Consider the following 24,456-nt stretch of genomic DNA (forward strand, 5'->3'; position numbering starts at 1 on the left):
CGCGACAGGGCTTCGTGCGGTCCGCAGGTAGACGGCCTGTGCTCCGATCACGATCACAGCGTCGCGATGGGCGTCCAACGCGGCCAATGCATCGAGAAGCGCGGACCGAGATCGGACGAGGATGTCACTACTGCTTACGCCAGGAGGATTCATGCCGTGCCATCCAGTCAATGAGTTCTTCGGCTTCGGAGGGGCTGCGTCCAGGGCCTGTCATCAAATCGACGGCGACCTGGGGTGGCGCGGCGATCGTGAGACCGGAAGCGTCGGTAAGGGTACGGACGAAGACGACGTCGTTTTCCGGCTCGGCCAACATCACATTCGCTCCGGCATCCGCGGGGCGAAGGTCCCAGAGCTGGGCGGTGTGCTCGGCATCCGTCGTGTAGATCATGGCGGAGCGGGCTGGAGCGTAGGGGGCCCAGGTGGCTGCGGCCAACGTCCCGGTTATGGCGTACTGGGTGGGATTATCACCCGCCCGTCGCATGAGGTCAGGCAGCCCTCTCGGGGCTATCCACCGTGTGACTCGACTGCTTCGTACGAACCCGTAGTCCTCGCTCCAACGCCTCAGCAGCGGGACCCAGTCGGGAACCACGACCGCACCCGAGCTGGTCCGCGTTGCCAGGTTCTCGCTCTCCAGGAACTCGATCACCCGGTAGGTCGACCCGGTAGATACGTCAGCGACGTCGATCAGTTCACGGATCGCCCACGATCTTTCGTGGTCCAACAGCGCACGGACGATCTTCGCAGCGGGAGCGCCCTTCAACGTTCCGCGCGGTCTTCCAGGACCGCGCCACGGATCATGGTCAGCCCCTCGATCTGCGATGTAGAGACCGGGCTGAGAGACGTTCAGGTTGATGTTCCCTGTCGCGTCTATGTAGGACAGGCCGGCCTCCGAGAGCCGCTTACGCACGGGTGGTGACAGGTATCGGGCGACGACGACCCCACGGCTGCCCGGATGTGCGTCCGCGGCGGCATTCAACTGCTGGAGGAGTGTGGCGGTGTCACGTCTCTCCACCACGCGCTTGGCTTCAACGACCAGCACGACCGAGGTTCCGTCCGGTGCTGTCACCTTCCAGAGAGCGTCGAAGCGAGCATCGGGCGGTCTGCGGCTTAGGGGTTGGACGTCCCACCCGGTTGGCAGCCGATCGCCTAGCACAGCCATTCCGGCTCGCAGAACTTCATCCTCGTTCTGTGGCTGTGGTCTCGCCTCCATCGGTGCTCTCCAAGTCGCTCGGTGTTCAGGAAAAATGCTAGCTCCGCTGGCGACGGAAGGATGGTATTTCCTGAACAACGCCGGAGACGGTTGCTGGGGCGGGTCCCTGGTACCGCTCCGCCAGTCCCCTCAGCGCTCAATGGGCGTCGGTGTGTCATGCGTCAAGGCGTGGGAACGCTCGATCAGGCTGGTCATCGCTTGTTGGAAGTCGAGACGCTGCTGTTCGCTCCAGCCGTCCGTCAGTTGGTCGAAGACCTGCTCCTGCCAGCGGTGCGCGTCCTCCAGCAGCGCGTGGCCTGACGAGGTCACCGTCGCGTGGCGTCGGCGTCCGTCCGCCGCCGAGGTCCGCATCTCCAGGTATCCGGCGTCTGCCGCGCTCTTCACCAGCCGGGACGCTCCGCTCTGGTCGATGCCGATCTCGTCGGCGATGGCGTTGACCGTCGCTTCCTGGCCGTGCCGGGTGAGGGCGAGGACCGCCTCGGTGACGAGGACGAGCCGGCCTTGCTCCGTGGCTCGATGGTCCACGCTCCTGCGTGACCAGTGGCGTACGAACTGGAACAGGACCTGTCCGGGGCCGCTCATTCGGTGGCCGCCATCTCACGGCAGATGTAGGCCAGGTCCAGCGCTGACCTGAGGTCGGGCAGTCGGAGGGCGGCGGACACCTGCTGCCCGGTCACTCGGAACACCGTGGCCACCCTGGTCGGGGTCTCGTTCCCGGGCCAGGTGGCGTCCTCCTCCACGACCATGAGCCTGTCACTGATGGGGTGCCACGACCGCGGCGTCATCGTGATCCCGGAACGCTCGACCCACTCCGCGAACTGTTCGGGAGTGATCGGACCCGCGCCCTTCGGGCCCAGGACGACGATCGGATCGCTGACCGCCTGCGCCGCACGCTCCAGGTCACCGCCGTTCACGCTCGCGTGCCACTTGTTGATGGTCTCTTCCAGAGCTGACTCCATGTGCGAAGTGTATGCGAAACGCATGCATCTATGGGTGTGGCGATCCGAGCAGCGACTCCCCGCGCGCGGCATGGGCTAGGCTCCGCCCGATGTCTTCCCCATCTCCCCGCCGACAGCCGAAGCGGCCCAAAGCACCTGCGGCCCCCAAACTGCCCTCGTCGCTGGTCATGGCGGAACTTCCCCAGCATGCCCTGGAGGACGACGGCACCTATCGCGGCCTGGAGTTCCACGGCGGCGACCTGACCTCTCTCCAGGCTGACGCGGTCGACTACGGGGGCTGCCGGTTCGTCACCACCAGCTTCGCAGGCACCCAGTTGCGTAGAGCCGGGTTCGTGGACGTGGAGCTGGAACGCTGCGACCTGTCCAACATGACGGCCAGAACGTCGGGCATGCATCGGACCCGGACGTCGGCGACCCGGCTGACCGGCATGACCTGGACCGAATGCACGTTCCGTGACGTGCTCTTCGACGCATGCCGCGCCGATCTGACCGGGTTTCGATTCTCGACGTTCAAGAACGCCGTTTTCCGCGACTGCGTCATGCGTGAGGCCAATTTCCAGAACGCCGACCTGCGGGGAGTCCGCTTCGAGCGCTGCGATCTGAGCGGGGCCCAGTTCTCGCAGGCGCAGATGGACGGCGCGCACTTCTCCGACTGCGTGCTGCTGGGGATCGGCGGTGTCACCAGTCTCAAGGGCGCGATCGTGACCAGCCGTGACGCGCAAGGACTGGCTCTCGCCCTGGCCGGCGCGTTGGGCATCCTCATCGAGGAGTAGCGCGTCCCCACGACAGGCCGATGTGCGGCTCGCCGCGTACGAGTGATCTGCCGTGTCGGTCACCGCTCGCGACGGCGTCGTGGCTTGCCGGTCACCCCGCCGAACAGCGCCAGGCCCTTCACCACGAGCACCGGCGCCGACGGGTCGACGTCGGGGCCGCCGTGCACGTCGAAGCCGCCGAAGATGCCGACGCCCTCGTTGCGCACCTCCATCCCCTCGGGAACGATGATCTCGGTCCCGCCGAAGATCGCAGTGACCTTGATCTCGACTTCCCTCGCCTCGAACTCGGCATCGGTCAGGTCGAACCGCACGCCACCGAAGAGGGCGAGCGCCCTGGTCCGGCGCCGCACACGCCAGCGGCCCTTGCGGTCGGCGCCGCCGAAGATCGCGATGACGTTCTCGGGCTCGGAGTTCGTGGCCGAGGGGTTGGAGACCAGGCTCGGGGTCACCGGGTGGGGCTGGTCGATCTGGAGGTCATGGGTGAGGAGCTGGAGCTCTCCCACGGTCTTGGCCTGGTAGAGCTTGTCCAGGCGTTCGGAGTACTCATCATGGCTCAGCTGACCGGTGCTCATCGCTTCACCGAGCACGGTGGCGATCTGCTCCCTGTTGCTGTCCGAGGCACGCAGATGCGACCGCTGGGAGTCCATGGGCGAGGGGCGGTTTTCCATACCAGTCACGATAGTTCTCGTTCATCCCTGGAGGGAGCCCGCTTCCGGGTCGTGGTCAGCGCCGTGACAGCCGGTGACCGAGGAGGAGCCTTGATCGAACATGTCCCCACCGCGTGTGCGCTGGTCATGGCCTTTTCCTCAGACGAGCTGCGGGCCTTCGCTCTGGAACTCCGGCGCGGCCGATTGGTACGTCACGCCAAGCGGCTCGTTCCGCAGATGGCGCACGCGGACCTGCCGAAAGCCCTGGCCTTGTCCAGATCGACCTTGTCGATATCCCGCAGTTCGTAGCCCTGGACCCTGCCACCTTCCTGCCCCGCCTGCAGCGCCAGGCAGTCGGGGGAGGTGTGGTAGCGGTCGCCGGCCGCGGTTACCCATACGTCAATCATGATCACTTCCGTTTCTGGAATGGTCTCGTGAGAGTTCTCGGCGGCGCCAGTGGCTGGACCGGCCGCGACGAGGAGGACGACTGCGAGAGCACCGCAGCGCGGCGCGCTGAAGAGTTCGCGGATCACCCGTGTCGATTTCGTGCTCACCCGGCCACGTCGGTGGACCAGGTGGTGAGGGACGAACGGACGTCGACCGTACGGCACGGCGGCTGTACTACGCCGAGAAGGTTCCAGCGATCTCGATGCGGCCACCGGGTGTCCGAAACTGTGCGCATCGTGGCGTTTCAGACGCTCGTGCCGGCCGGCGGCCGCCGCCAGGATGATCCCCAGCGGACATCTGAGGACAGTAGGAGAGCTGATGGGCACGGCTGTGGTGGTCTACGGTGCGTACGGGCACACGGGGCGGTTCGTGGTGGCGGAGCTGAGGGAGCGGGGGTTCGTCCCGGTTCTGTCCGGGCGCGACGAAGGCAAGCTGCGGGCGGTGGCTGAGCCGGGGGACGACGTCAGGCCGGCGTCGGTCGACGATCCGGCGGCGCTCGACCGGGCGCTGGCCGGGGCGGCGGCGGTGGTCAACTGCGCCGGGCCGTTCGCCACGACCGCCGCCCCGGTGATCGAGGCGGCGTTGCGGGCCGGGATCCCCTATGTGGACGTGGCGGCCGAGATCGAGGCGAACGCCGACACGTTCGCGCGGTTCGCGGACCGGGCCCGCGAGGCCGGAGCCGTGGTCGTCCCCGCGATGGCGTTCTACGGCGGTCTGGCCGATCTGCTGGCCACCGCGGCGATGGGCGACTGGACGGCGGCCGACGAGGCGCACGTCGCCTACGGCCTGAGCAGCTGGCACCCGACCGCCGGGACGCGCGTCGCGGGCCAGGTCTCCGGGCGGCGGCGCGACGGCCGGCGGGTCCGGTTCACGAAGGGGCGGCTGGAGTACCACGGGGACGACCTGCCGACGCTGCGGTGGTCCTTCCCCGAGCCGATGGGCGCCAGGGACGTGATCGGGGAGTTCACCATGGCCGACGTCGTCACGATCCCCAGCCACCTGTCCATCCCCGAGGTGCGCTCGTACATGGCGGCCGAGGCGGCCAGGGACCTGTCGGCGCCGGACACGCCGGCGCCGGTCGCGGCGGACGAACGCGGGCGCTCCGGGCAGACGTTCGTCGTGGACGTCGTCGTACGCTCCGGCGGGGAGGAGCGGCGGGCGGTGGCGCGCGGGCAGGACATCTACGCCGTCTCCGCGCCGCTGGCGGTGGAGGCGGTCCACCGGATCCTGACCGGGCAGACCAGGGCCGTCGGGGTCGCGTCCGCCGGGGAGATCTTCGACGCGGCCGACTTCCTCCGCGCGCTGTCGCCGGACGTCACGTTCGAGCTGGTTTCTCCTCGGCAGAACGCTGGAGCAGCAGGGTGACGAAGCCCAGGACCTTCCGGTAGCCGTGCAGCCACGTGTCGCGGTGTTCGAGGGCGGCCGCGCGGGCGGCGTCGGCGTCCGGGCCGGGGTGCTCGTTGGCCCAGCGCAGCAGCGTGCCGGTCCAGGACCACTCGTAGTCGTCCCATTCGGACAGGTCGCTGGTGTACGCGTAGACGGTGTCGAATCCGGCGGACTCGGCCGCGGCGACGGTTCCGGGCAGGTCGAGGAGGTCCGACGGGCCGGCGCCGAGACCGGCGAGCGCTTCCGGCGTCGGTTCGCGCTCCCAGAAGCCCTCGCCGATGAGCGCCAGCCCGTTCGGCTTGAGGTAGCGGCGCACGTGTCCGGCGGTGGGGCCGAGGCCGCCGAACGCGTGGGTCGCCCCGACACAGAGCACCAGGTCGTACTTCTCGGCGACCGGGAAGTCGGCGGCCGGCTTCTCGTGCAGCCGGATGCGCTTCCAGACGCCCTGGACCTCGGCGTGCGCCTCGGCCGCCTTGAGCGCCTCGGCGGAGACGTCGACGCCGTCGGCGGTCGCGTCTTCGTACAGCGCCAGCGCGCGGAGCGTCCACGCGGCCTCGCCGCAGCCGAGATCGAGGATCCTCGCCCCCTCGGGCAGCCGGGCCCGGCGCAGCAGCCGGGTCACGTGCGCGCCGGAGACCGGAGCGGCGATGGGGTGGTCGCGGTGGGCGAGATGGCTGATGAGCCGGCGTTCCATGGACCCATCCAAGCCGAGTGATCAGATCTTGACGACCACTTTTCCGGACGCGTGCCCCATTTCCTGATAGCGGACGGCGGCCGGGATCTCCTCGAAGGGGTAGGTACGGTCGATCACCGGGGTGACCTTGCCGGCCTCGATGAGCTCGGTCAGCGCCAGCAGGTTCCGCTTGTTCTCGGTGCAGCCCACCACGTCGGCCGTGGTCATCGTCTGCGACACGAACAGCGACAACAGGGGCGCCGCGACCACGTGGGGCATGGGACGCAGCCACCGGCCGCCCTTGCCGCCGACGACCACGTAGGTGCCCTTGCGGGTCATCACCCGCCTGCAGGCCAGGGCCGAGTGACTGCCGGCGCAGTCCAGGACGACGTCGTAGCGCCGGCCCCGCCGGGTGAAGTCCTCCTTGGCGTAGTTGACCACGTCATCCGCGCCGATCGAGCGGACCAGGTCGACGTTGCGCGGGCCGCAGACGCCGGTGACCTGCGCGCCGAACGCCTTGGCGATCTGTACGCCGAACGTGCCCACGCCTCCTGAGGCGCCGATCACGAGCACGCTCTGGCCCGGCTGGACCGGGGCCCGGTCGCGCAGGGCGATCAGGGCGGTGTTGGCCGCCAGGGGCACCGCCGCGGCCTGCTCGAACGTCAGGTTCTCCGGCTTGGGGGCCAGCTCGTCCGCCCGTACGAGGGCGTACTGGCCGAAGCCGCCCTGCTTGGACATCGCGTACACCTCGTCCCCCGGGCGGAACTCGGTCACGCCCTCGCCGACCGCCTCCACCTGGCCTGCCACGTCGGCGCCGAGGATGGCGATCTTCGGCCGGCGAACCCCCAGGGGGCCGCCCATCAGGCGTGAGACGCGCGGCTCGCCTCTCATGAGGTGCCAGTCGTACGGCTGGACGGAGGTGGCGCGCACCCGGACCAGCACGTCGCCGCGGCCCGGCACGGGCCGGTCGAGGGTGGTGAGTTCGAGCGCGTCGGGTGAGCCGTACGAGCGCAGGACGAACGCCTTCATCGTTTTCTCCTCGGGAGATCCGGAATCGTGCAATCAGCGTAAAAATCCTGCTTAAGGGGGTCATCAGCCGAAAGTACGCCTGATTGACGGACGATCGGCCAGCTCAACACCGGCCCTTCTGCTGATGAGCCACCACCCGCTCCACCGTCACGATCGGGGCATGACAGACAAGATTGCGACGCGGCGGGGCCGGGCAGGGTGGACCGTGGCCGCGCTGATCGGGCTCGGCCTCATCCCGGTGATCGCCGGCGGCATCCGCATGGCCGAGCTGACCGGCGGCGCGGCGGTCACGCCGGACAACGCGCGGTTCCTGGCCTCGCCCGTCCCGATCGTGCTGCACATCGTCGGGGTGACCGTCTACACCGTGCTCGGGGCGTTCCAGTTCGTCCCCCGGTTACGTCGCAGGAAGGTCGGCTGGCATCGCAGAGCCGGACGGCTGCTGGCCCCGTGCGGGCTCGTCGCGGCGGTCAGCGGGATGTGGATGGCCGTGTTCTACGCCCTGCCCGAGCATGACGGGCCGCTCCTGGCCGCCTTCCGGCTGGTGTTCGGCACGGCCATGGCCGCCTCGATCGTGCTCGGCCTGGCGGCGATCCGGCGGCGCGACCTCACCGCGCACCGCGCCTGGATGATCCGCGGTTACGCGATCGGCCTGGGCGCGGGCACGCAGGCGTTCGTGCTCGCGCCCTACTACGGGATCGCCGGCCCGCCCGACCAGCTCGCCAGGGCGCTGCTCCTGGGCGCCGGTTGGCTGATCAACCTGGTCGTGGCCGAGGTGATCATCCAGAGGTGGCCGGTCAGGTTCAGCTCCTGACCCGGTTCGTCTCGTACGCCCACATCGCGATCTCCACGCGGTTCCGCGCGCCGAGCTTGGCCATCAGGCTGGCGATGTGGGACTTGACGGTGCTGAGCGAGATGTGGAACTCGTCGGCGATCTCCCCGTTGGTGCGCCCGCGCGCCACCGTCAGCAGGATCTCCTCCTCCCGGCCGGTGAGCGCCTCCACGGGCCGGGCCGGCGGCTCGGCGGGGCCGGTGCGGGCGAAGGTGTCGAGCAGCCGCGCGGTGATGCTCGGCGCGATCAGCGCGTCGCCGCCCGCCGCGGCGTGCACCGCCTGGGAGAGCAGCTGGGCGCCGGCGTTCTTCAGCAGGAAGCCCCGGGCGCCGGCCCGCAGCGCGGCGTAGACGTACTCGTCGAGGTCGAACGTGGTGATGACGACGACCGCGAGGGGGTCGGCGACGTCCGGCCCGGCGAGGGCGCGGGTGGCGGCGATCCCGTCGAGGCCGGGCATGCGGATGTCGAACAGGCACACGTCGGGGCGCAGCCGCCGGGCCAGCTCGACGGCCCGCCGCCCGTCGGCGGCCTCGCCGACGACCTCGATGCCGGGCTGGGCGTCGAGGATCATCACCAGACCGGTACGCACGATCTCCTGGTCGTCGGCGACCAGCACCCTGACGCTCACGTCGCCGCCCCCGTCCGGGGCAGCACGGCCGTCACGGTCCAGCCCCTGCCGGGGTTGGGACCGGCCACGCACGTGCCGCCCAGCAGGCCGGCGCGTTCGATCATGCCGACGAGCCCGTAGCCGGGCGACGCGTTCAGCCGCGCGAGCCCGTCGTCGCTCACCCGCAGGTGCACCGACTTGTCGTCGGCGTCGACGCGGACCTCGATGCGGGTGGCGTGGCGGGCGTGCCGCCGGGCGTTGGTGACCGACTCCTGGGCGAGCCGGTAGACGGCGGCGCCGACCGAGGGGGAGAGCCCGTCGAGATCGCCGGAGACCTCCACGTCCACGGCCGGGCCGGACGGGCTCCCGGCCGCGAGCTGCTGGAGGTCGGCGATGCCCCGGCCGGGCTGCTCGTCATGGCGCAGGACGTGGACCATGGCCCGCATCTCGTCCAGGGCCCGCGCCGCCTCGGCCTCGATCACCCGCAGCGCGTCGGTCGCGGCCTCCGGTCGTGACGCCGCGGTGGCGAGGCCCGCCTGCGCCCGGATCGCCATGGCCGAGATGTGATGGGCGACGGTGTCGTGCAGGTCGCGCGCGAGCCGTTCGCGTTCGAGCAGCTTGACCTGGTCGAGCTCGCGCGCCCGCGCCCCCGCCCGGAACCGGAAGGCCGCGCCCAGCGCGAGGGCCGCGAACATGACGGCGAGCCCGCCGACCGCGTCGGCGGACGCGATGCGGCCGGCGGCCATCGAGTGGAAGAGCGAGCCGAGCATGATCGGCAGCCCGGTCACGATCTCGCGCCCGGACCCCCACCGGGTCAGCGAGTAGACCAGGATCAGCAGGTAGGCCAGCGTGTTCGTCTCCGCGGACTCGCCGGACGTGACCAGCGTGGCCAGGTTCGTGACGCCGAAGGCGATCACGAGCATGAGCAGCGGACGGGTGCGGCGCCACAGCAGCGTGGGGATCAGCCCGAGGGTGATGAGCACCGCGACGGTCCGCCACGGGAGGTCCGTCCGCAGGGCCCCTTCGAGCACCGCGACCGGCACGAGCACCGCCACGAGCACCCAGTCGCGCCACACCCGCGCGGGCGGGCCGGGGGGCCGCGGCTCATTCCACACGGAGCGGATGAGACCGATCACGTGCTCATCGTACGAGAGCGCCCCGCCGATCGGTCAGGACGATTCTCCGGATGTACGGGCACCTCGAGAACCGTGGCGCGCCGGCCGTCGGCGTCCACGAGGTGTTCTTCCAGGGTGGGGCCGTCGACGGCCAGATGGTGGCGGCGCAGCCAGCCGAACAGTTCGTGCCCGGCCGGGACGACCCCCGCCGACGGCGGCACGACGGCTCGCACGACGGTGCGGGCGGGCAGGGCGAGCTGCCGTAGACCTCCTGGATGCCCAGGTAGAGCAGCGCGTACAGCCCGATGGCGATCGGCACCGCGACGGAGCCGGTCCGTTGGAGCATGCCGACGACGCCGGGGGTGGGTTCTTCGTTCTTGTCGGGTTCGGCGCTCTCCTGCGTGTCGGAGCGCCGGTCGACCTCTGTGACGGTCATGGGGACTTTCGTGTGGATCAACGCGGAATGGGGGCAAGAGCGTATCCGACTGGCCCCGCGTTGATCGGGCCGTTCCGTCTAGTCCTCTCGCGGGTGGATGCGGAACACGGGATGCCGGGGCGCGATCCGGTGGAACTCCGGCAGCGGCGCCGTCGGCCTCAGCCCCACGTGCGGCCGCGCACCGGGTGCGATGGCGAGGTAGCGGCGGAGGATCTCGGCCCGATGCTCGGACGGGATCTCCTCCAGCAGGACCGGGGCGTCACGCCCCCGGCGGCGGAGCGTGGCCCTGCCGCCCGCGGCCCGGACGTTGCGCACCCAGTTCGCGTCCGGCCCGAGCATCGAGACGAGGAACTCGGCGTCGCGGTGGCGGGCGACCGCGACGGGAACCGACGTGATCTTCCCGCTGCGGCGCCCCTCCACCTTCAGCACGGCGGTCCGGTGCGGTGACAGCCGCCGAGCCCCGTACACCAGGACGTCGAGCCGGTTCACGAGCCGCATGAGCGCGTTCGGCCGCCCTCCGCGGTACATCGCGCGTTTCAGGGCCGCGAGCCCGCGTACGATCACTCAGTCCTCCTCCACGACGCGACCGCGGCCAGACCGGGAACGCACGGAAGGACCAGCAGCCAGCCCAGCAGCGGCGCCAGGCCGACGTCGCCCGAGGTGTCCCTGACGGTCAGCGCGGCGACCGCGACGCAGAGCCCGGACACGAGCAGCCCGACCGCCAGCGAGAGGGTCCAGCGCTTGCCGGCGCCGGCCGCCCAGATCGTGCCGGCCCAACCGAGGAGTCCCAGCGCCCCGACCGCGGCCAGGATCACCAGGTACGCGGTGACGGCGGCGTCGATCTCACCGGGCGCGTAGGCCGGGTAGCCCGCCCTGATGTGATCCGCCAGGACGGTCCGGTCGACGAACGGGAACAGGGCGGCGACCACGGTGAGCCCTGCCCCCGCGTACATCAGCGATCTCCGTTTCATGGCCTTCCGATCTGATTGAGAAAGTGACTGTCTCCAGCGAGTGACTCTAGGCAGCTGCTTTCAGACAGTCAATGTCTCTACGACAGCCGCATGCTTGAGAAAGTGACTTTCTGGTACGGTGAGGCATGAGCGGACTTCGTGAGCGCTGGCGGCTCAAGGCCATGCGCGCCATCCAGGAGCGCGCCCTCGACCTGTTCGACGAGCGAGGGTTCGGCGCGGTCACGATCGAGGAGATCGCGGCGGCGGCGGAGGTCTCGCCGTCGTCGGTCTACCGCATCTTCGGCACCAAGGAAGGCATCGTGGTCGCCGACGAGTTCGACCACATGAGCCCGGAGACGCTCGAAAGCCTCCTCGACCCCGCCGACCCCGTCGGCAGCCTGGTCCGCGCCGTCCGCGCCTACGAATCCAGCCCCGGTCCGGGCGAAGGCCCGCAGACCGGGAGAGGCCCGTGGCGCAGGGTCCGCTACTTCTTCGCCGAGCCGTCGGTGCGCATGGCCGTCTGCGCCACGCTCGACCGCGCAGGCGGGCGGATCTCACCGCTGATCGCGGCCACCGGAGAGGTCAGCGAAACGCAGGCCCGCGTGATCGCGAACGCCCTCGCCTTCGGCTACTTCGCCGCACTGGAGCAGTGGTACCTCGACGGCGGCGACCGCCCCATCGCCGACTACGTCGAGGAGGGCATGCGCCCCCTGCGCGCCATCTGGAGCACACCCGCCGGCGACCACCCCGAACCGCTCAGTGGCCCACGCTCTGGTAGTGGGTGAGCTGGCGGCGCCAGATGAGGTAGGCCGGCCAGACCAGGATCACGCCCAGCAGCGGGGCGGCCAGGGCCCAGGGGGTGTCGAGCTTGCCCAGCACGACGCTCGACGGGATGTAGGCCACGAAGGCGACCGGCAGCACGTAGGTGAGCAGCCACTCGGTCACGCCGCCGAAGATCTTCATCGGGTACGAGCCGAACTTGCTGAAGACGTCGTCCAGGAAGACCCGCAGGGCGAAGGTGTCGATCATGCGCAGCGACAGCGAGCAGAGCGCCAGGAAGAAGGCGGCCTCGATGAGCGCGCCGCCGACGATCGCCAGGGCGCAGAAGGCGACCAGGCTGAGGCTCCAGTCGACCTGGGCGTTCTGGGAGGCGACGGCGAGCAGCGCCACGCCCACCAGCAGGTCGCCGAACTGGGCCAGGCCCATCCGGTTGCCCATGAGCTGGACGAGCGGGTTCAGCGGGCGCAGCAGGAAGCGGTCGAACTCCCCGTTGCGCACCACCCAGTGGATGTCGTGCACGCTCATCATGGGGATCATCGCCAGGGCGTGGGCCGTCAGGCGCATGCCGTACAGGAAGGCGATCTCCGCCAGGCCCCAGCCCGCGAGCGAGGGAAAGGTGTGCATCACCACCCAGATGAAGGCGAACCCGGTGCCCTGCCAGATCGCGCCGCTGAGGACGCCGATCGCGGTGTTGAGGCGGTACTGCATGGCGCCGCGGGCGGAGGCGCGCTGGAGCAGGACGTACAGGCGCAGGGCGCGGACGACCTCAGCCACCCTGGATCACCACCCTCCGATGCGTGCGTGACCAGGCGAGCGCGAGCAGGGCCCACAGCCCTGCGACCCAGGCGAGCTCGACCAGCAGAGGTCCGGAGATGTCGGAGATGTGGCCGACGTAGATCGCCGCGGGAACGTACCCCATGTACTTGAACGGCAGCACCTCGGCCAGCGTGCCCAGGAAGCCGGGGAAGAAGGCGAGCGGCACCATCGTCCCCGCGAAGAACTGGCTGACCAGCTGGTAGAGCAGCGAGACCGCGCCGATCTCCAGCATCCAGAAGCCCAGAAGGCTGATCAGCAGCGCCAGTTGCACGGCGATCACGTACCCGAGCACCAGCGTGACCACGTAGCCGGGCCCGTTGACCGGCGCCGTGATCGACCCGACCAGCAGCACCACCGGGACGACCGGGGCGAGCAGCAGCAGGCTGCCCGCGGTGTTGCCGGCCTGGAAGGCGGCCATCTGCCGTAGGTAACCGATCGGCCGGGCCAGGTCGAAGAAGACCGTCCCGCTGCGGATGCGGTGGTGGATGACGCGGGAGACGAGGGTCTGGGTGGCGAAGGACTGCAGGTTGGCCAGGGTGAGGTAGGCGAGCAGGGCTTCGAGGGTGAGCCCCGCGGCCTCGGCCCGCGACCCGTAGACCGCGGTCCAGATCATGCGCAGCAGGAACACCTGGGCGACCAGCGTCACGCAGGTCATGACGATGGAGCTGCGGTAGGCCAGGGCGAAGAGGAAGCCGACGCGGGTCATCGGGCGTAGATCCCTTTGATCACGCTCTCCAGGTCCGGTTCCTCGATCGACAGGTCGCGGATCGTGTGCTCGGCGGAGATCGAGGCGATCATGGCGGGCAGGTCGCCGTGGATGTCGAAGACGTGGCGGCCCTGGTCGTCGCGCGACACCCCGCGCACCTCCTCGGGCGCGGACTCCAGCAGCACCACCAGCCGCCTGGGCTGGTCCACCAGCGCGTCGATCGGGCCGTCGAAGAGCACCTTGCCGTGGTCGATGAGGATGATCCGCTTGCACAGCGCCTCGACGTCGGCCAGGTCGTGCGTGGTCAGGATGACGGTGGTGCGCCCGGTCCGGTTGGTCTCCACGATGAACTCGCGCACCGCCTCCTTGGCCAGCACGTCGAGCCCGACGGTCGGCTCGTCGAGGTAGAGCAGCGGCGGCTCGTACAGCACGGCCGCGGCCAGGTCGCCGCGCATCCGCTGGCCCAGGCTGAGCTGGCGGACCGGGGTGTCGAGGAACTCGTCCAGCCCGAGCAGGTCACGCAGCTTCTTCAGCGAGGCCTCGAAGCGTGCCGCGGGCATGTCGTAGAGCGAGCCCACCAGGCGCAGGGACTCGATCAGGGGGAGGTCCCACCATAATTGGCTGCGCTGGCCGAAGACGACGCCGACCCGGCGGGCGTTGGCTGACCGGTCGCGCCACGGCACCAGCCCGTTGACCCGCACGGTGCCGGCGGTGGGGGTGAGGATGCCGGTGAGGATCTTGATGGTGGTCGACTTGCCGGCGCCGTTGGGCCCGAGGTAGCCGATGACCTCGCCCTCGCCGATGTCGAAGCTGACGTCGTCGACGGCGGTCTTCTCCTCGTACTGGCGGGTCACGAGGGTGCGCAGCGCCCCGAAGGGCCCGGAGAAGGTACGCGGGCGGCGGAAGACCTTGGTTAACCCATCGACCCGGATCATGACGGAATCTTTTCGGTACGGGTCGAGTGCTGCAAGTTGTTTTCAGGACTTCATCGGCGACGCGCCACCGGGGTGAAGGCGACGGGCAGCGACTCCAGGGCGCGGATCCACAGGGTGCGGCGCCACCGCAGTTCGCTGGGCGTACTGGGCGATCAGGTCGGCCCGGCCGTCGCCGACGGCGCCGCCGCTCCTCGCCCTCGCTGCACACCAGCGACGGCTGGTAGAGCACGTACGGCAGCGACGGCCAGTCCGGCGGGACGTGTTCGCGCAGGTTCCAGCGCCTGGGGTCGCGGCCGAACAGCCCGCTCTGGCCGGTGACGTGGTGCAGCTCCCGGTAGCCGAGGACGAGCCAGGCGGGCAGATCGGCGTCGAGCAGCACCGGCACGACCGGGCCGTGCTCGCGGCGCAGCTCCTCGAAGAACGCGGCCGGGTCCTCGACGGCCTCCGGACCGTACATCCGCACGGCGCCGGCGTGCGCGGGATAGGCGTCCAGGAGAGTCACCGGCTGCTCACCTGCCCATGGTGGGGGTGAAGGCGACCGGGAGGGCCGACAGCATGCGGTTCCAGATGTTGCGGCGCCAGCGCAGCTCCTCAGGCGCGACCGCCAGGTGCACGTCCGGCAGGCGGTCCAGGAGGACCTCGATGGCCGTCTTGGAGATGATCTCCGCGAGTTCGGGGGCGGGGAAGGGGCAGCCGTACTCGCCGTGGCCGAACGCCATGTGCGCCCGGTTGGCCGCGGTGTGACCCTGCTGCACCTGCGGGTCGGCGTTCGCGCCGACCAGGCTGATCACGATCATGTCGCCGCGCCGGATGCGGTGGCCGGCCAGCTCGCAGTCCTGCGCGGCGTAGCGTGACGGCAGGTTCTGGGCCGGCGGGTCCTTCCACAGCACCTGGTTGAGCGCCTCGGCCACGCTGCTCCTGCCGCCCTGCAGGTCCATCTGGAAGTGGTCGTCCACGAGCATCAGGCGCAGCGTGTTGCCGATCCAGCCGGCGCAGTTGTCCTGCGAGGCGATCAGCAGCGACAGCATGTCGTAGACGACCTCGGGATCGGTGAGCCGGGCGTCATGCGTCACCAGCCGGGAGGCGAGGTCGTGGCCCGGCCGGGCGCGCTTGCCGGCGACCAGGCGGCCCATGAGCTCGCCGACCTGCATCTCCGCCTCGTCGCGGCTCGCCGGGTCGTTCATGGCCTGGAAGATGGCGCGCAGCAGGGTGCCGACGTCCGGCTCCGGCAGCCCGAACAGCCGGGCGATGACCTGGGCCGGCATCCGGTGGGCGTACTGGGGGACCAGGTCGGCCTGGCCGTCGCCGGAGAACAGGTCGATGGCGGCGTCGGCGACCTTCTCGCAGAGCTGGGTCAGCTCGATGCGGTCGATCTCGTCCAGCGCGTCGCCGATGGCGCCGCCGCGCCGCCGCCGCTCCTCGCCCTCCGTGAACACCACCGACGGCTGGTACGTGACGTGCGGCCGGGCCGGCCAGTCCGGCGGCACCAGGTCGTGCTGGTTCCAGCGGCGCGGGTCACGGGCGAACAACTGCGGCTGGCTCGTCACGTGGTGCAGCTCGCGGTAGCCGAGGACGAGCCAGGCGGGCAGGTCGGCGTCGAGCAGCACCGGCACGACCGGGCCGTGCTTGCGGCGCAGCTCCTCCAGGAACGCGGCCGGGTCGTCGAGGACCTCCGGCTCGTACAGCCGGACGGCGCCGGCGTGCTCGGGATGTCCGGGGTTCGTCACGGCTGCCCTCTCAGACGTACAGGCGGGTGAGATGCTCGACGAGCGTGATCAGCACGTGCTTGCACGACTGCCGCTCCCGCGCGTCGCAGTCGACCAGCGGGATGCCGGGCGACAGGTCCAGCGCCTCGCGCACGGCGTCCAGCGACGGGCCGCCCGCGAAGCGGTTGACCGCGACCACGAACGGCATGTCGTGGTGTTCCAGCCGGTCGATCGAGTAGAACGAGTCCTCCAGGCGGCGGGTGTCGACCAGCACGACCGCCCCCAGGCTGCCGGCGAACAGCTGGTCCCAGACGAACCAGAACCGCTCCTGGCCGGGCGCCCCGAACAGGTAGAGCACGGTGCTGTCGCTGACCGTGATGCGCCCGAAGTCGAAGGCCACGGTGGTGGTGGTCTTGGTGCGGACCCGGCTCGCGTCGTCGATGCCCACGCTCGCCTCGGTCATCACCTCTTCGGTGCTCAGCGGGCGGATCTCGCTCACGGAGCCCACCATGGTGGTCTTGCCCACGCCGAACCCGCCCACGACCACGATCTTCATCGCGTCCGCGGCGGAGTCGCGCAGCGGCGTCCGCACGGGGGTCTCGTCAGAGGTCGTTGAGCGCAACGAGCACCTGCCTCAGGATGTCCGGATCCGGCTTGCCCGCCGTGGCGCCGGCGGAGGGATGGCGTACGGTGATGCGGCCCGTGTCGAGCAGGTCGCGCAGCAGGATCTTCACCACGCTGACCGGCAGCCGCAGCTCCGCGGAGATCTCCACCACGGCCGTCGGGCGGCGGGCCAGCTGGAGGATCTTGACATGCTCCGACTGCATGCCCGGGACCGGCTCGCACTCGCTGACGATGAGCGAGACCGAGTCGAACGCGGTCTCGTCGGCGCGGGTGCGGCCCCCGGTGACCGTGTAGAGGCGGTCCGGGCTCTCCCGGTCGATCGGGCGCCGGTTCACGAGGCGTCGCCCTCGGCCGGTCTGGGCGCCGCGGTGAGGTACACCCCGATCTGCTCGACCAGCTCGTTCATGTTGTGCGCGATCAGCCCGACCTCGCCGTCCTCCTCGGCGACCACCGCCAGGTGGGCGCCCTCTCCGGCGGGCACGATGAGCAGCAGCCCACCGGCGAACTCCACCATCGCCTGCCCGGCGCCGATCGCGTCGCCGAACTCGGCCGAGGCGCTCAGCGACAGGCTCTGGATCCCGGCGGACAGCGCCGAGAGCTGGTCGGCCCTGTCCCTGGTGAGGCCGCTGCTGTAGCTCATCTTGAGCCCGTCCCTGGTCAGGACCAGGACGTACCTGATGCCGGGGGTCCGGTCCTTGAGGCTCTCCAGCAGCCCGTCAATGGTGCGATCCGTGGTACGCGATGCGTCGATAGTGCTCATCGAAACGCGGGGCGTCCGCCCGGGGGCGGCCCCTGCCTCCTATCTGAGATCCAAGTGGTCCGGTGCTCGCTGCGCCCGGGGTCTAGGAGTCGCCGGAGGCCGGATCGGCGGGACGCCCGCGACCGCCCGCCTGGCGGAACGCGGCGAACCTGGCCGCCGCCTCGCGCCCGTCGCGTTGCGGCTTGACCGCCGTCGCCGGTCGCGACCCGGTGGCCTCGGCGAGCGTCTGGCCGCGCCGCCGCCGCGGCAGCGACTCCTCGGCCTCCTCGGCGGGCGCGGCCTGGGCGGGCACGGCCGCGGCCACCAGGGCGGGGCGGGCCTGCCGCTCGATCGCGGCCGGCGGCTCGGGGGCGGTCCTGGGCTGGGTGATGAGCACGCGGGGGATCAGCATCACGACACCGGTGCCGCCTCTGGCCGACGGACGGAAGCTGACCGTGAGGCCGTACTTGTCGACCAGCCGGCCCACCACGGCCAGGCCCAGCCGGGTGCCGGACAGCGTGCGCAGGTCGAGCGGCTCGGAGACGAGCTTGGCGGCGTGCTGGCGCTCGCGGGGCCGCATGCCGAGGCCGCTGTCCTCGATCGTGACCACCATGCCGGCGTCCTCCTCGTCCACGTACACGTGCACCTCGGTGCCGTGCGCGGAGAAGGTGGCGGCGTTGTCCATGAGCTCGGCCAGCGCGTGCATCACGCCTTCGGCGGCGTACCCGACCACGGCGGCCGTGCTGGTGGAGTGGACGCGGACGCGCTGGTAGGCGCTGATGCGGCCCATCGCGCCGCGCAGGACGCTCTCCATCACGATCGGCCGGGTCCACCTGCGGCCGGAGCGGCCGCCGCTGAGCAGGGCGATGTTGTCGGCCAGCCGGCCGAGCTGGGAGACGCGGTGGTCCAGGTCGAGCAGGTCGGCGAAGACCTCCTCCTGGTCGCCGTACTGCTCCTCCAGGTCGCGCAGCTGCGCCAGCAGGCTGGTGGCCTGGGCCTGCACCCGGGCCGCGGCCCCGGCGCAGGCGGCCATCACGGCGGCGCCCCTGCGGTCGCCCTCGGAGAGCTGCTGGGCCGTCTCGGCGAGCAGGTCGCGCAGCGGCGCGTGCACGGGCTGGCGCACCTCGGCGAGCGCGGAGGTGACCGGCTTGCGCTCCACCTGGATCTGCCTGACCAGCTCGGGCAGCGTGTCGCGGGTGAGCGTGACGATCTCCGACTCGGTGGCCGAGCGGGACGCGTGCGCGATGGCCCGCTCGCGTTCGAGCCCGTCGAGCTCGTTCGCGGTGGCCTTCAGCAGCTGTTGCAACGGTCCATCGGGAGGCTGCGGCAGGCGGGAGAGCGCGTCGGGGACGGACCCGCCGCCGCGCATCTGGCGGCCGAGCGCCGGCAGCGTGTCCTCGGCCACCCGGGCGATCTCGCGCTCCAGCCGGGCGACCCGGGCGGCGGCGGCCCTGGCCTGCTCGCGCAGCCGGCGGCCGGTGGCGACATGGTGGGCGATGACGGCGGCGGCGGCGGTCAGCAGCACCGCGCAGAGCCCGCCGGTGATCGCCATCACCCCGCGGGCGTCGGCCGGCGTGGCGAACACGGCCCACAGCCACAGGCAGGCCGCCACGACCATGGTGCCCAGGGCGGTGACCACCATGAGCTCTCGCGGGGCAAGATCGCGTCGCGTTCGAAGAGGTACGTCTGCTGGCATCCGCGGTCCTCGGGGGGTCGGTACTGCTGCTCCCCGTGCAGCAGAGGCTTACTGTTACCGCTCCGTGACAGAGTGCGAACGGGAACAGGCGCTTACCGTAGCACCACGAGTATCAGAGACAACAGGCAAAACGCCCGCTTCACTTCAACCCACCAGTAGTCAACTCAAAAGTTGAGATATCGGGCCAATGACTTTCCTAGCGGTCAGCGGTCGAACCAGCGCGCGGCGGCGGGCGTGAACAGCATGGCGACGACGAACGTGGGGATGAGCACGTTCAACGACAGGAACGACAGGGTGCCGAGCTTGGCATCGGCCCACTCCACCACCAGCCAGCCCGCGATCAGGACCGCCTGGAGCGCCGCCGCGCCCCATCGCACCCGCCGCTCCCGCCTGGGGAACCGCGCCATCACCCACCCGGTCAGCCCCAGGAGCACCGCCGCCACGGCGACGAGGCCCCAGAACTGAGGGAGCATCATGGCCAGCGCCCCGCCGAAGCCCACGGCCAGCCCGATCAACCCGAACGCCATCTGGAGCGTCAACCCGACATACGCGGCCTGCACGGTGAACGGCCAGCCCGTGGACTTGGCGTCGGTCATGCTGATCACTGTAGACGGGGGTTCCCGAGCGAAATAGCGATCCTTCTCTATATTTTCAGCCCGCCACCGCGATGGCGCAACTGGTCACCAGGTCCTCGGCGTAGGCGGGGAGCGGGGTGCCGGCGGACTGGTGGCGGCGGACGGTGGCGTAGGGGATGTCGACGGCCGCCAGCGTCAGGCGTTCGAGGTCGTACGGGGAGCTCCTGCCCAGGCGGGCGGCCAGGGCGTGCAGGGCGGCGGTGACCCGGCCGTTCGCGGCGGCGAGCTGGGCGCGGGCCTCCCCGGGCCAGTGCGGGTGGTCGAAGTCGGCCGGTCCGTACAGCAGGACGCGGGCCTCGTGCGGGTGGGCGCGGGACCAGGCGATCACGTGGCGCGCCGCGGCGGGGGCGGCCTGCGCGGGCGGGTCGGTGTCGAGTGCGTCGAGGAATCCCCGCTGGAAGCGGCCGACCGTGCGCAGCCAGAGCGCCGCCAGGAGGGCGGGGCGGCCGGGGAATCGGTGGTAGACCGAGCCGCTCGGGGCGCCGGCGGCGCGGGCCACGGCGGTCATGGTGACGGCGCCGGGGCCGCCGGTCGTCACCAGCTCGGCTGCGGCGTCCAGCAGCCGGTCCACGTCGTGGCGAGGCGGTCGTCCCATGGCGTCGAGCGTAGCCGCGCGTTATTGTAGAGAGAAGTCTCTAAAAAGGAGGGCGCATGCTGTCGACGCTCATGGAACGGGCCGACTTCGTGGACGAGGTCGCCGTCGAAGGAGGGGGCGGGTTGCGCGCGTTCGCCGCCGGGGCGCTGGGCTGGGAGCCGTGGTGGGTGCGCGGGCTCTTCAGGGCGCGGTCGGTGTTCGCGCGGCTGCTCCGCACGGCACACCCCGACGTGCGGCCCGGATCGGGCGGGATGCGACCCGAGGAGATCCCGTTCACGCCGGGGCGCAGGATCGGGTTCTTCACCGTGGTCGGCGGCGAGGAAGGCCGTGAGCTGGTGCTGGAGGCGAGCGACTCGCACCTCGCGGCCTTCCTGGCGATCGTCGCCGACGACGCGGGCGGCGGACGGACCAGGTTCCGCATGATCACCGTGGCGCGCTGCCACGGGTGGACCGGCCGGATCTACCTCACGGTGATCCGGCCCGTCCACTACGTGGTGATTCGCGGCATGGCACGCGCGGGCCTCGCCGCCTCGGCGACCACCCCCTGACCGCTTGGCTCGGGGTCACCGGCGGGAAATGTCGGGGGCGTTTGGTACACAGGGACCCATGGGTGTGAGCGTCGACGAGTTTCTCGAACTGCTGAAGAGCCTGCCCGAAGTGCGCACGAGCGACGGGCCCGGCTGGGTCGCGATCAAGGTGCGGGGCAAGGGCTTCGGTTACCTGTGGGAGGACACCGAGACCGTCGGGCTCAAGTCGACGATCGAGGAGCAGCTGGCGCTGGTGGCCGAGCGGCCCGAGGTGTTCGAGGTGCAGTTCACCGCGGGGCGGTTCGGGTGGGTCGTGGTCCACCTCGACAAGATCGACTACGACGAGCTGTTCGAGCTGACCGCCGAGGCGTGGTGCCTGACCGCGCCGAAGCAGCTCGTCACCGCGTTCGAGGCCGCCCATAAAATAGGCGGTTAATGGCACAGATCAGACTGCGGAAGTGGCGGGAGGATGACGCTCCGGTCGTGCTGCGTGCCTTCCGGGCGCCCGACCTGAGGCGGCAGAGCTCGTGGCCCGTCGTCACGCCGCAGGACGCGGTGGGATGGATCGCCTCCTGGGAGGGCGCCGGCCACGCCTTCGCCGTCACCCTCGACGGGCGGGTCGTCGGCAACGTCGCGGTGACCCGGATCGACCACCACGACACCGGCTGGGTCTCCTACTGGACGGTCCCCGAGGCGCGCGGGCGCGGGATCGCGGCTTCGGCCACCGACGAGCTGGCGCGCTGGGCGTTCGGCGAGCGCGGCCTGCACCGGCTGGAGCTGGGCCACCGCCTCGACAACCCCGCCTCGTGCCGGGTCGCGGTCAAGGCGGGCTTCCTCCCGCAGGGCGTCGAACGCGGCAAGCTCCACCACGACGGGGCCCGCCACGACATCGAACGCCACACCCGCCTCGCCACCGACCCACCCGCCTGACCCCCGCCCCACCACACCCACCGACCCCGTGGGATCGGCCATGGCCGCCCCGCGCCTTCGTCCACCCCGATTCAGGTCGGCCCCGTAGGGCTGGGTGCGTCCCCCCTGATCCGTGTCGGCCCGTGAGGGTTTGGGTGTGTCCACTCCGATCCGGTCGGTCACGTAGGGGCCTGGGTGGTCATGGGGATGGCGGGTGATCTACGCTGGGCGGGTGGACGGCGAGAGCCTGGCCGCGGCCGCCCTGCTGGCGGCCCTGGGCCGGGCGGCGGGGATCCTGTCCGAGTTACGGCATCCGTTCGTGCGCGGCCGTCCCTTCTCCTATGTGGTGCCGCCCGCCGGCGTGCGCACCGGCGCCGCCTTCATGTTGCCCGACGGGCGCGAGGTGACGTTCGCCGTGCTCGTCGCGGCGTCGGGGAACGGGTTCCGCGTCGAGGGCGGCGTGACCGTGGAGGACGAGGCGCTGGTCGAGCTGCCCGCCAGACATGTCCCCGAGGTGCGCGGGGCGCTGGCGCTGCTGGACGAGTACGCGGCCGAGGTGGGGGAGCGGGCCGGGGCGCTCCTCGATAACCTGTTGGACGAAATTGTATAGTTGTCAGACAATGTCTGGCATGAAGAATGGCCCGCTCTCCGTCGTCGCGGCCGCCGTGCTCTGGGGGACCGCCGGCACCGCGGGCCTGCTCGTCTCGGCCGACTCCGTCGCCCTGGCCGCCGCCCGGCTGGTCATCGGCGGGGCCGCGCTGGCGCTGCTCGCCCGGTCCGGGCTCAGGACGGCGCTCCGCCCGGGGCTGCTGCTGGCCGCCGTGGCCGTGGCCGCCTACCAGCTCTGCTTCTTCGCCGCCGTCGCGCGCACCGGCGTGGCGATCGGCACGGTGGTGGCGATCGGCAGCGGGCCCGTCTTCACCGGGCTGCTCTCCTGGGCGCTGCACCGGCAGCGGCCCAGCCCGCGCTGGGCGGCGGCCACCGCCGCGGCCGTGGCCGGATGCGTCGCGCTGATCGTCGGCGGCGGGGCCGAGGCTGGCGGTCAGGTCGTGTCCGGGGTGCTGCTGGCGCTGCTCGGCGGACTGCTCTACGCGTTCTACGCGGTCAGCGCGGCCGGCGCGATCAGTGCGGGCGCGGAGTCGAACGCGGTCATGGGGGTGCTGTTCGGCGGGGCCGCGGTGATCATGCTGCCGGTCCTGCTCTGGCAGGGCGTGGGCTGGCTCGGTGAGCCCCGCGGCCTGCTCGCCGCCCTCTATCTGGGGGTGGGGACGACCGCGCTGTCCTACTTCCTGTACGGGAGAGGGCTGCGGACCACGCCGGTGGCCACGGCCGCCACGCTGGCGCTGGCCGAGCCTGCGGTGGCGGCGCTGCTCGGCCTCGTGGTGCTGGGCGAGCGGCTGGCCCCGGTCTCGGTGGCGGGGCTGGCCCTGCTGGCGATCAGCCTGGTGGCGGTGGCCCTGCCGGAGAGGCGGCGGGTGATCGTACGAGAGGGGTCGGAGGCCCCGGCGGGGCGTTAGAGTCGCACCCGTGCGGACCCCGATCAGACCCGTCTCCGCCGTCGGCGCGCTCGTCGACGCGCTGCGCGGCCGTGTGCTGTCCGGCGAGATCGAGCCCGGCACGCCGCTGCCCGAGCAGGAGATCGCCGCCGCCTACGGGGTGGCGCGGCCGACGGTGCGCGAGGCGCTGGCCCGGCTGGTCCACGAAGGGCTGCTCCGGCGGGAGCGCAACCGCAGCGCCTACGTCCCCGAGGTGACGCCGGCCGATCTGGACGACCTGATGTTCGTGCGACGGCCGCTGGAGGGCCTGATGGCGGATGCGCTGGCCGGGCGGCGGGTGGCCGAGGCCGACGCGGCGCTCGGCAGGATGGCCGCGCTCGACCCCGGCGCGCCGTGGTCGGAGTCGGTGGCGGAGCACATGGCGCTGCACGAGGCGCTGATCGAGGCGGTGGGCAGCCCCCGGCTGGTGCGGCTCTACGGCGCGCTGGCGGCCGAGACCCGGCTCGGGCTGGTGCGGCTGCGCCGGGTCTACGAAGACAGGGACGTGCTGGTGCGCGAGCACCGCGAGCTGCTCGACGCCATCGCGACCGGCCCGGCCGACGCCGCCCGCGCGGCCGTGGCGGCGCACCTCTCCCATACCTGGGGTGCCTGAGCAGGCGGCCCGGTACGCGCGAACCCTTGCGGGACAGCCCCCGAACTCGCAAGAATCGCGGCCATGCACGGCAATCCGATGCCGGACTCCTACGTGTACGTCACGGAAGAGGGCGTCACCCGTCACTACGCCGACGGGAGCGTCGAGGCCCTCGCGTGGGAGGACGTGGTGGAGGTCCGTGTGGTCACCGAGACGGACTCCGACGTCCTTTACGTTCTTCTCGACCGCGACGGCGAGGGATGCGTGGTGCCGCGTTCGGCGACGGACGCGACATTTCTCGCCCGGTTACGTTACCTGCCCGATTTCGACCTCGACCGGTTGACGATGGCGAGCGACGCGCAGCACGACGGGGTTGTGGTCGTGTGGCGGAGCCCCGATCCGCCGTCCGCATTGCCGGATCTGGAATACGACTAGCGGTTTTGCCGCGCCGTAATTCCGCAGGAATATGGCCGTAATGCCATGATTTACCACCCTCAAGAGATCACTTGTGGATCGTTCCGTCAAGCCCTGACGGCCGCTGACCTTCGTCCGATTGTGGACATATCGCGATATTCCCCATCACTGGGTTGATCTTTACTC

Annotated in this window: 34 protein-coding genes; 12 read left to right on the forward strand and 22 right to left on the reverse strand. The window is 71.0% G+C overall.

Annotated elements, in window-relative coordinates; translation table 11 throughout:
- Positions 1-127 precede the first annotated feature (127 nt).
- The 3 genes from KME79_RS14600 to KME79_RS14610 form a co-directional block, all read right to left on the reverse strand.
- Positions 128-1,066 (reverse strand): hypothetical protein, encoded by a 939-nt coding sequence (locus KME79_RS14600; RefSeq protein WP_308248913.1) that lies wholly within the window; start codon positions 1,064-1,066, stop codon positions 128-130.
- Between the two features lie 273 nt (positions 1,067-1,339).
- Complete coding sequence (locus tag KME79_RS14605) at positions 1,340-1,792, reverse strand: MarR family winged helix-turn-helix transcriptional regulator (protein WP_219544862.1); 453 nt, start codon at positions 1,790-1,792, stop codon at positions 1,340-1,342.
- On the reverse strand, positions 1,789-2,169 hold the full coding sequence (locus tag KME79_RS14610; RefSeq protein ID WP_219544863.1) for a hypothetical protein: 381 nt from the start codon (positions 2,167-2,169) through the stop codon (positions 1,789-1,791). The genes KME79_RS14605 and KME79_RS14610 overlap by 4 nt, the downstream gene beginning before the upstream one ends.
- Before the next feature lie 167 nt (positions 2,170-2,336).
- On the opposite strand from KME79_RS14610, the gene KME79_RS14615 reads away from it, so the two are divergent.
- Positions 2,337-2,942, forward strand: coding sequence for a pentapeptide repeat-containing protein (locus KME79_RS14615; RefSeq protein ID WP_219544864.1), 606 nt, complete (start codon positions 2,337-2,339; stop codon positions 2,940-2,942).
- 59 nt (positions 2,943-3,001) lie between these two features.
- Here KME79_RS14615 and KME79_RS14620 read toward each other — a convergent pair whose 3' ends face one another.
- Complete coding sequence (locus KME79_RS14620) at positions 3,002-3,610, reverse strand: DUF1707 SHOCT-like domain-containing protein (protein WP_219544865.1); 609 nt, start codon at positions 3,608-3,610, stop codon at positions 3,002-3,004.
- Between the two features lie 191 nt (positions 3,611-3,801).
- On the reverse strand, positions 3,802-4,143 hold the full coding sequence (locus KME79_RS14625; RefSeq protein WP_219544866.1) for a hypothetical protein: 342 nt from the start codon (positions 4,141-4,143) through the stop codon (positions 3,802-3,804).
- A 211-nt stretch (positions 4,144-4,354) separates the two neighbouring features.
- Here KME79_RS14625 and KME79_RS14630 point away from each other — a divergent pair, with 211 nt between their 5' ends.
- Positions 4,355-5,401, forward strand: a complete 1,047-nt coding sequence (locus KME79_RS14630; RefSeq protein WP_219544867.1) for a saccharopine dehydrogenase family protein — start codon at positions 4,355-4,357, stop codon at positions 5,399-5,401.
- Here the strand turns inward: KME79_RS14630 and KME79_RS14635 are convergent.
- On the reverse strand, positions 5,352-6,116 hold the full coding sequence (locus tag KME79_RS14635; protein ID WP_219544868.1) for an SAM-dependent methyltransferase: 765 nt from the start codon (positions 6,114-6,116) through the stop codon (positions 5,352-5,354). The two genes, KME79_RS14630 and KME79_RS14635, sit on opposite strands and share 50 nt — an antisense overlap.
- A gap of 21 nt (positions 6,117-6,137) precedes the next feature.
- Positions 6,138-7,124 carry an NAD(P)-dependent alcohol dehydrogenase gene (locus KME79_RS14640; protein WP_219544869.1) on the reverse strand — a complete coding sequence of 329 codons (987 nt, stop codon included), beginning with the start codon at positions 7,122-7,124 and terminating at the stop codon, positions 6,138-6,140.
- Positions 7,125-7,284: 160 nt separating this feature from the next.
- Between KME79_RS14640 and KME79_RS14645 the strand changes: the two genes are divergently transcribed.
- Positions 7,285-7,935, forward strand: coding sequence for a DUF2306 domain-containing protein (locus tag KME79_RS14645; protein ID WP_246639831.1), 651 nt, complete (start codon positions 7,285-7,287; stop codon positions 7,933-7,935).
- Here the strand turns inward: KME79_RS14645 and KME79_RS14650 are convergent.
- From KME79_RS14650 to KME79_RS14670, 5 genes are all read right to left on the reverse strand, one after another.
- On the reverse strand, positions 7,925-8,581 hold the full coding sequence (locus KME79_RS14650) for a response regulator (RefSeq protein WP_148036408.1): 657 nt from the start codon (positions 8,579-8,581) through the stop codon (positions 7,925-7,927). The two genes, KME79_RS14645 and KME79_RS14650, sit on opposite strands and share 11 nt — an antisense overlap.
- Positions 8,578-9,696: a sensor histidine kinase gene (locus KME79_RS14655; RefSeq protein WP_308248914.1), complete on the reverse strand. Its 1,119-nt coding sequence runs from the start codon at positions 9,694-9,696 to the stop codon at positions 8,578-8,580. Before KME79_RS14655 ends, KME79_RS14650 begins: the two co-directional genes overlap by 4 nt.
- Before the next feature lie 4 nt (positions 9,697-9,700).
- Positions 9,701-10,111 (reverse strand): hypothetical protein, encoded by a 411-nt coding sequence (locus tag KME79_RS14660; protein ID WP_219544871.1) that lies wholly within the window; start codon positions 10,109-10,111, stop codon positions 9,701-9,703.
- A gap of 78 nt (positions 10,112-10,189) precedes the next feature.
- On the reverse strand, positions 10,190-10,675 hold the full coding sequence (locus KME79_RS14665) for a nitroreductase/quinone reductase family protein (RefSeq protein ID WP_308248915.1): 486 nt from the start codon (positions 10,673-10,675) through the stop codon (positions 10,190-10,192).
- Entirely contained in the window at positions 10,672-11,082 is a 411-nt protein-coding gene (locus KME79_RS14670; RefSeq protein ID WP_219544872.1) for a hypothetical protein, read from the reverse strand. The genes KME79_RS14665 and KME79_RS14670 overlap by 4 nt, the downstream gene beginning before the upstream one ends.
- 125 nt (positions 11,083-11,207) lie before the next feature.
- Here KME79_RS14670 and KME79_RS14675 point away from each other — a divergent pair, with 125 nt between their 5' ends.
- Positions 11,208-11,846, forward strand: a complete 639-nt coding sequence (locus tag KME79_RS14675) for a TetR/AcrR family transcriptional regulator (RefSeq protein ID WP_219544873.1) — start codon at positions 11,208-11,210, stop codon at positions 11,844-11,846.
- Here the strand turns inward: KME79_RS14675 and KME79_RS14680 are convergent.
- Genes KME79_RS14680 through KME79_RS14690 form a run of 3 tightly spaced genes read right to left on the reverse strand, consistent with a single transcriptional unit; the run spans position 11,818 to position 14,298 of the window.
- Positions 11,818-12,615 (reverse strand): ABC transporter permease, encoded by a 798-nt coding sequence (locus tag KME79_RS14680; protein WP_219544874.1) that lies wholly within the window; start codon positions 12,613-12,615, stop codon positions 11,818-11,820. The two genes, KME79_RS14675 and KME79_RS14680, sit on opposite strands and share 29 nt — an antisense overlap.
- The gene (locus KME79_RS14685) at positions 12,608-13,363 is read right to left on the reverse strand and encodes an ABC transporter permease (protein WP_219544875.1); all 756 of its coding nucleotides are present in this window, start codon (positions 13,361-13,363) and stop codon (positions 12,608-12,610) included. Before KME79_RS14685 ends, KME79_RS14680 begins: the two co-directional genes overlap by 8 nt.
- The gene (locus tag KME79_RS14690) at positions 13,360-14,298 is read right to left on the reverse strand and encodes an ABC transporter ATP-binding protein (RefSeq protein ID WP_219544876.1); all 939 of its coding nucleotides are present in this window, start codon (positions 14,296-14,298) and stop codon (positions 13,360-13,362) included. The genes KME79_RS14685 and KME79_RS14690 overlap by 4 nt, the downstream gene beginning before the upstream one ends.
- A 322-nt stretch (positions 14,299-14,620) precedes the next feature.
- Here KME79_RS14690 and KME79_RS14695 point away from each other — a divergent pair, with 322 nt between their 5' ends.
- A complete protein-coding gene (locus tag KME79_RS14695; RefSeq protein WP_219544877.1) occupies positions 14,621-14,830 on the forward strand; it encodes a hypothetical protein in 210 nt (69 codons plus the stop codon).
- Here the strand turns inward: KME79_RS14695 and KME79_RS14700 are convergent.
- From KME79_RS14700 to KME79_RS14730, 7 genes are all read right to left on the reverse strand, one after another.
- On the reverse strand, positions 14,808-16,025 hold the full coding sequence (locus KME79_RS14700) for a cytochrome P450 family protein (RefSeq protein ID WP_308248916.1): 1,218 nt from the start codon (positions 16,023-16,025) through the stop codon (positions 14,808-14,810). The two genes, KME79_RS14695 and KME79_RS14700, sit on opposite strands and share 23 nt — an antisense overlap.
- A gap of 10 nt (positions 16,026-16,035) precedes the next feature.
- The gene (locus KME79_RS14705; RefSeq protein WP_219544936.1) at positions 16,036-16,560 is read right to left on the reverse strand and encodes a GTP-binding protein; all 525 of its coding nucleotides are present in this window, start codon (positions 16,558-16,560) and stop codon (positions 16,036-16,038) included.
- A gap of 46 nt (positions 16,561-16,606) precedes the next feature.
- Positions 16,607-16,963: a DUF742 domain-containing protein gene (locus tag KME79_RS14710; protein WP_219544878.1), complete on the reverse strand. Its 357-nt coding sequence runs from the start codon at positions 16,961-16,963 to the stop codon at positions 16,607-16,609.
- The gene (locus KME79_RS14715; RefSeq protein ID WP_148036419.1) at positions 16,960-17,388 is read right to left on the reverse strand and encodes a roadblock/LC7 domain-containing protein; all 429 of its coding nucleotides are present in this window, start codon (positions 17,386-17,388) and stop codon (positions 16,960-16,962) included. Before KME79_RS14715 ends, KME79_RS14710 begins: the two co-directional genes overlap by 4 nt.
- Positions 17,389-17,470: 82 nt before the next feature.
- The gene (locus KME79_RS14720) at positions 17,471-19,009 is read right to left on the reverse strand and encodes a sensor histidine kinase (RefSeq protein ID WP_219544879.1); all 1,539 of its coding nucleotides are present in this window, start codon (positions 19,007-19,009) and stop codon (positions 17,471-17,473) included.
- Positions 19,010-19,266: 257 nt separating this feature from the next.
- Positions 19,267-19,659, reverse strand: a complete 393-nt coding sequence (locus KME79_RS14725) for a hypothetical protein (protein ID WP_219544880.1) — start codon at positions 19,657-19,659, stop codon at positions 19,267-19,269.
- Positions 19,660-19,714: 55 nt separating this feature from the next.
- Positions 19,715-20,293, reverse strand: a complete 579-nt coding sequence (locus KME79_RS14730; protein WP_219544881.1) for a TetR/AcrR family transcriptional regulator — start codon at positions 20,291-20,293, stop codon at positions 19,715-19,717.
- 56 nt (positions 20,294-20,349) lie between these two features.
- Here KME79_RS14730 and KME79_RS14735 point away from each other — a divergent pair, with 56 nt between their 5' ends.
- From KME79_RS14735 to KME79_RS14765, 7 genes are all read left to right on the forward strand, one after another.
- A complete protein-coding gene (locus tag KME79_RS14735; protein WP_219544882.1) occupies positions 20,350-20,841 on the forward strand; it encodes a DUF2867 domain-containing protein in 492 nt (163 codons plus the stop codon).
- A gap of 58 nt (positions 20,842-20,899) precedes the next feature.
- Entirely contained in the window at positions 20,900-21,256 is a 357-nt protein-coding gene (locus KME79_RS14740) for an MmcQ/YjbR family DNA-binding protein (RefSeq protein ID WP_148036424.1), read from the forward strand.
- A complete protein-coding gene (locus tag KME79_RS14745) occupies positions 21,256-21,750 on the forward strand; it encodes a GNAT family N-acetyltransferase (RefSeq protein WP_219544883.1) in 495 nt (164 codons plus the stop codon). The genes KME79_RS14740 and KME79_RS14745 overlap by 1 nt, the downstream gene beginning before the upstream one ends.
- A gap of 193 nt (positions 21,751-21,943) precedes the next feature.
- Complete coding sequence (locus KME79_RS14750; protein ID WP_219544884.1) at positions 21,944-22,339, forward strand: hypothetical protein; 396 nt, start codon at positions 21,944-21,946, stop codon at positions 22,337-22,339.
- Between the two features lie 19 nt (positions 22,340-22,358).
- A complete protein-coding gene (locus KME79_RS14755) occupies positions 22,359-23,246 on the forward strand; it encodes a DMT family transporter (RefSeq protein WP_219544885.1) in 888 nt (295 codons plus the stop codon).
- Positions 23,247-23,256: 10 nt separating this feature from the next.
- Positions 23,257-23,877: a GntR family transcriptional regulator gene (locus tag KME79_RS14760; protein WP_219544886.1), complete on the forward strand. Its 621-nt coding sequence runs from the start codon at positions 23,257-23,259 to the stop codon at positions 23,875-23,877.
- Between the two features lie 63 nt (positions 23,878-23,940).
- On the forward strand, positions 23,941-24,291 hold the full coding sequence (locus KME79_RS14765; RefSeq protein WP_219544887.1) for a hypothetical protein: 351 nt from the start codon (positions 23,941-23,943) through the stop codon (positions 24,289-24,291).
- Positions 24,292-24,456 lie beyond the last annotated feature (165 nt).

The sequence above is a fragment of the Nonomuraea harbinensis genome, assembly GCF_019396385.1.
Classification (GTDB): domain Bacteria; phylum Actinomycetota; class Actinomycetes; order Streptosporangiales; family Streptosporangiaceae; genus Nonomuraea; species Nonomuraea ferruginea.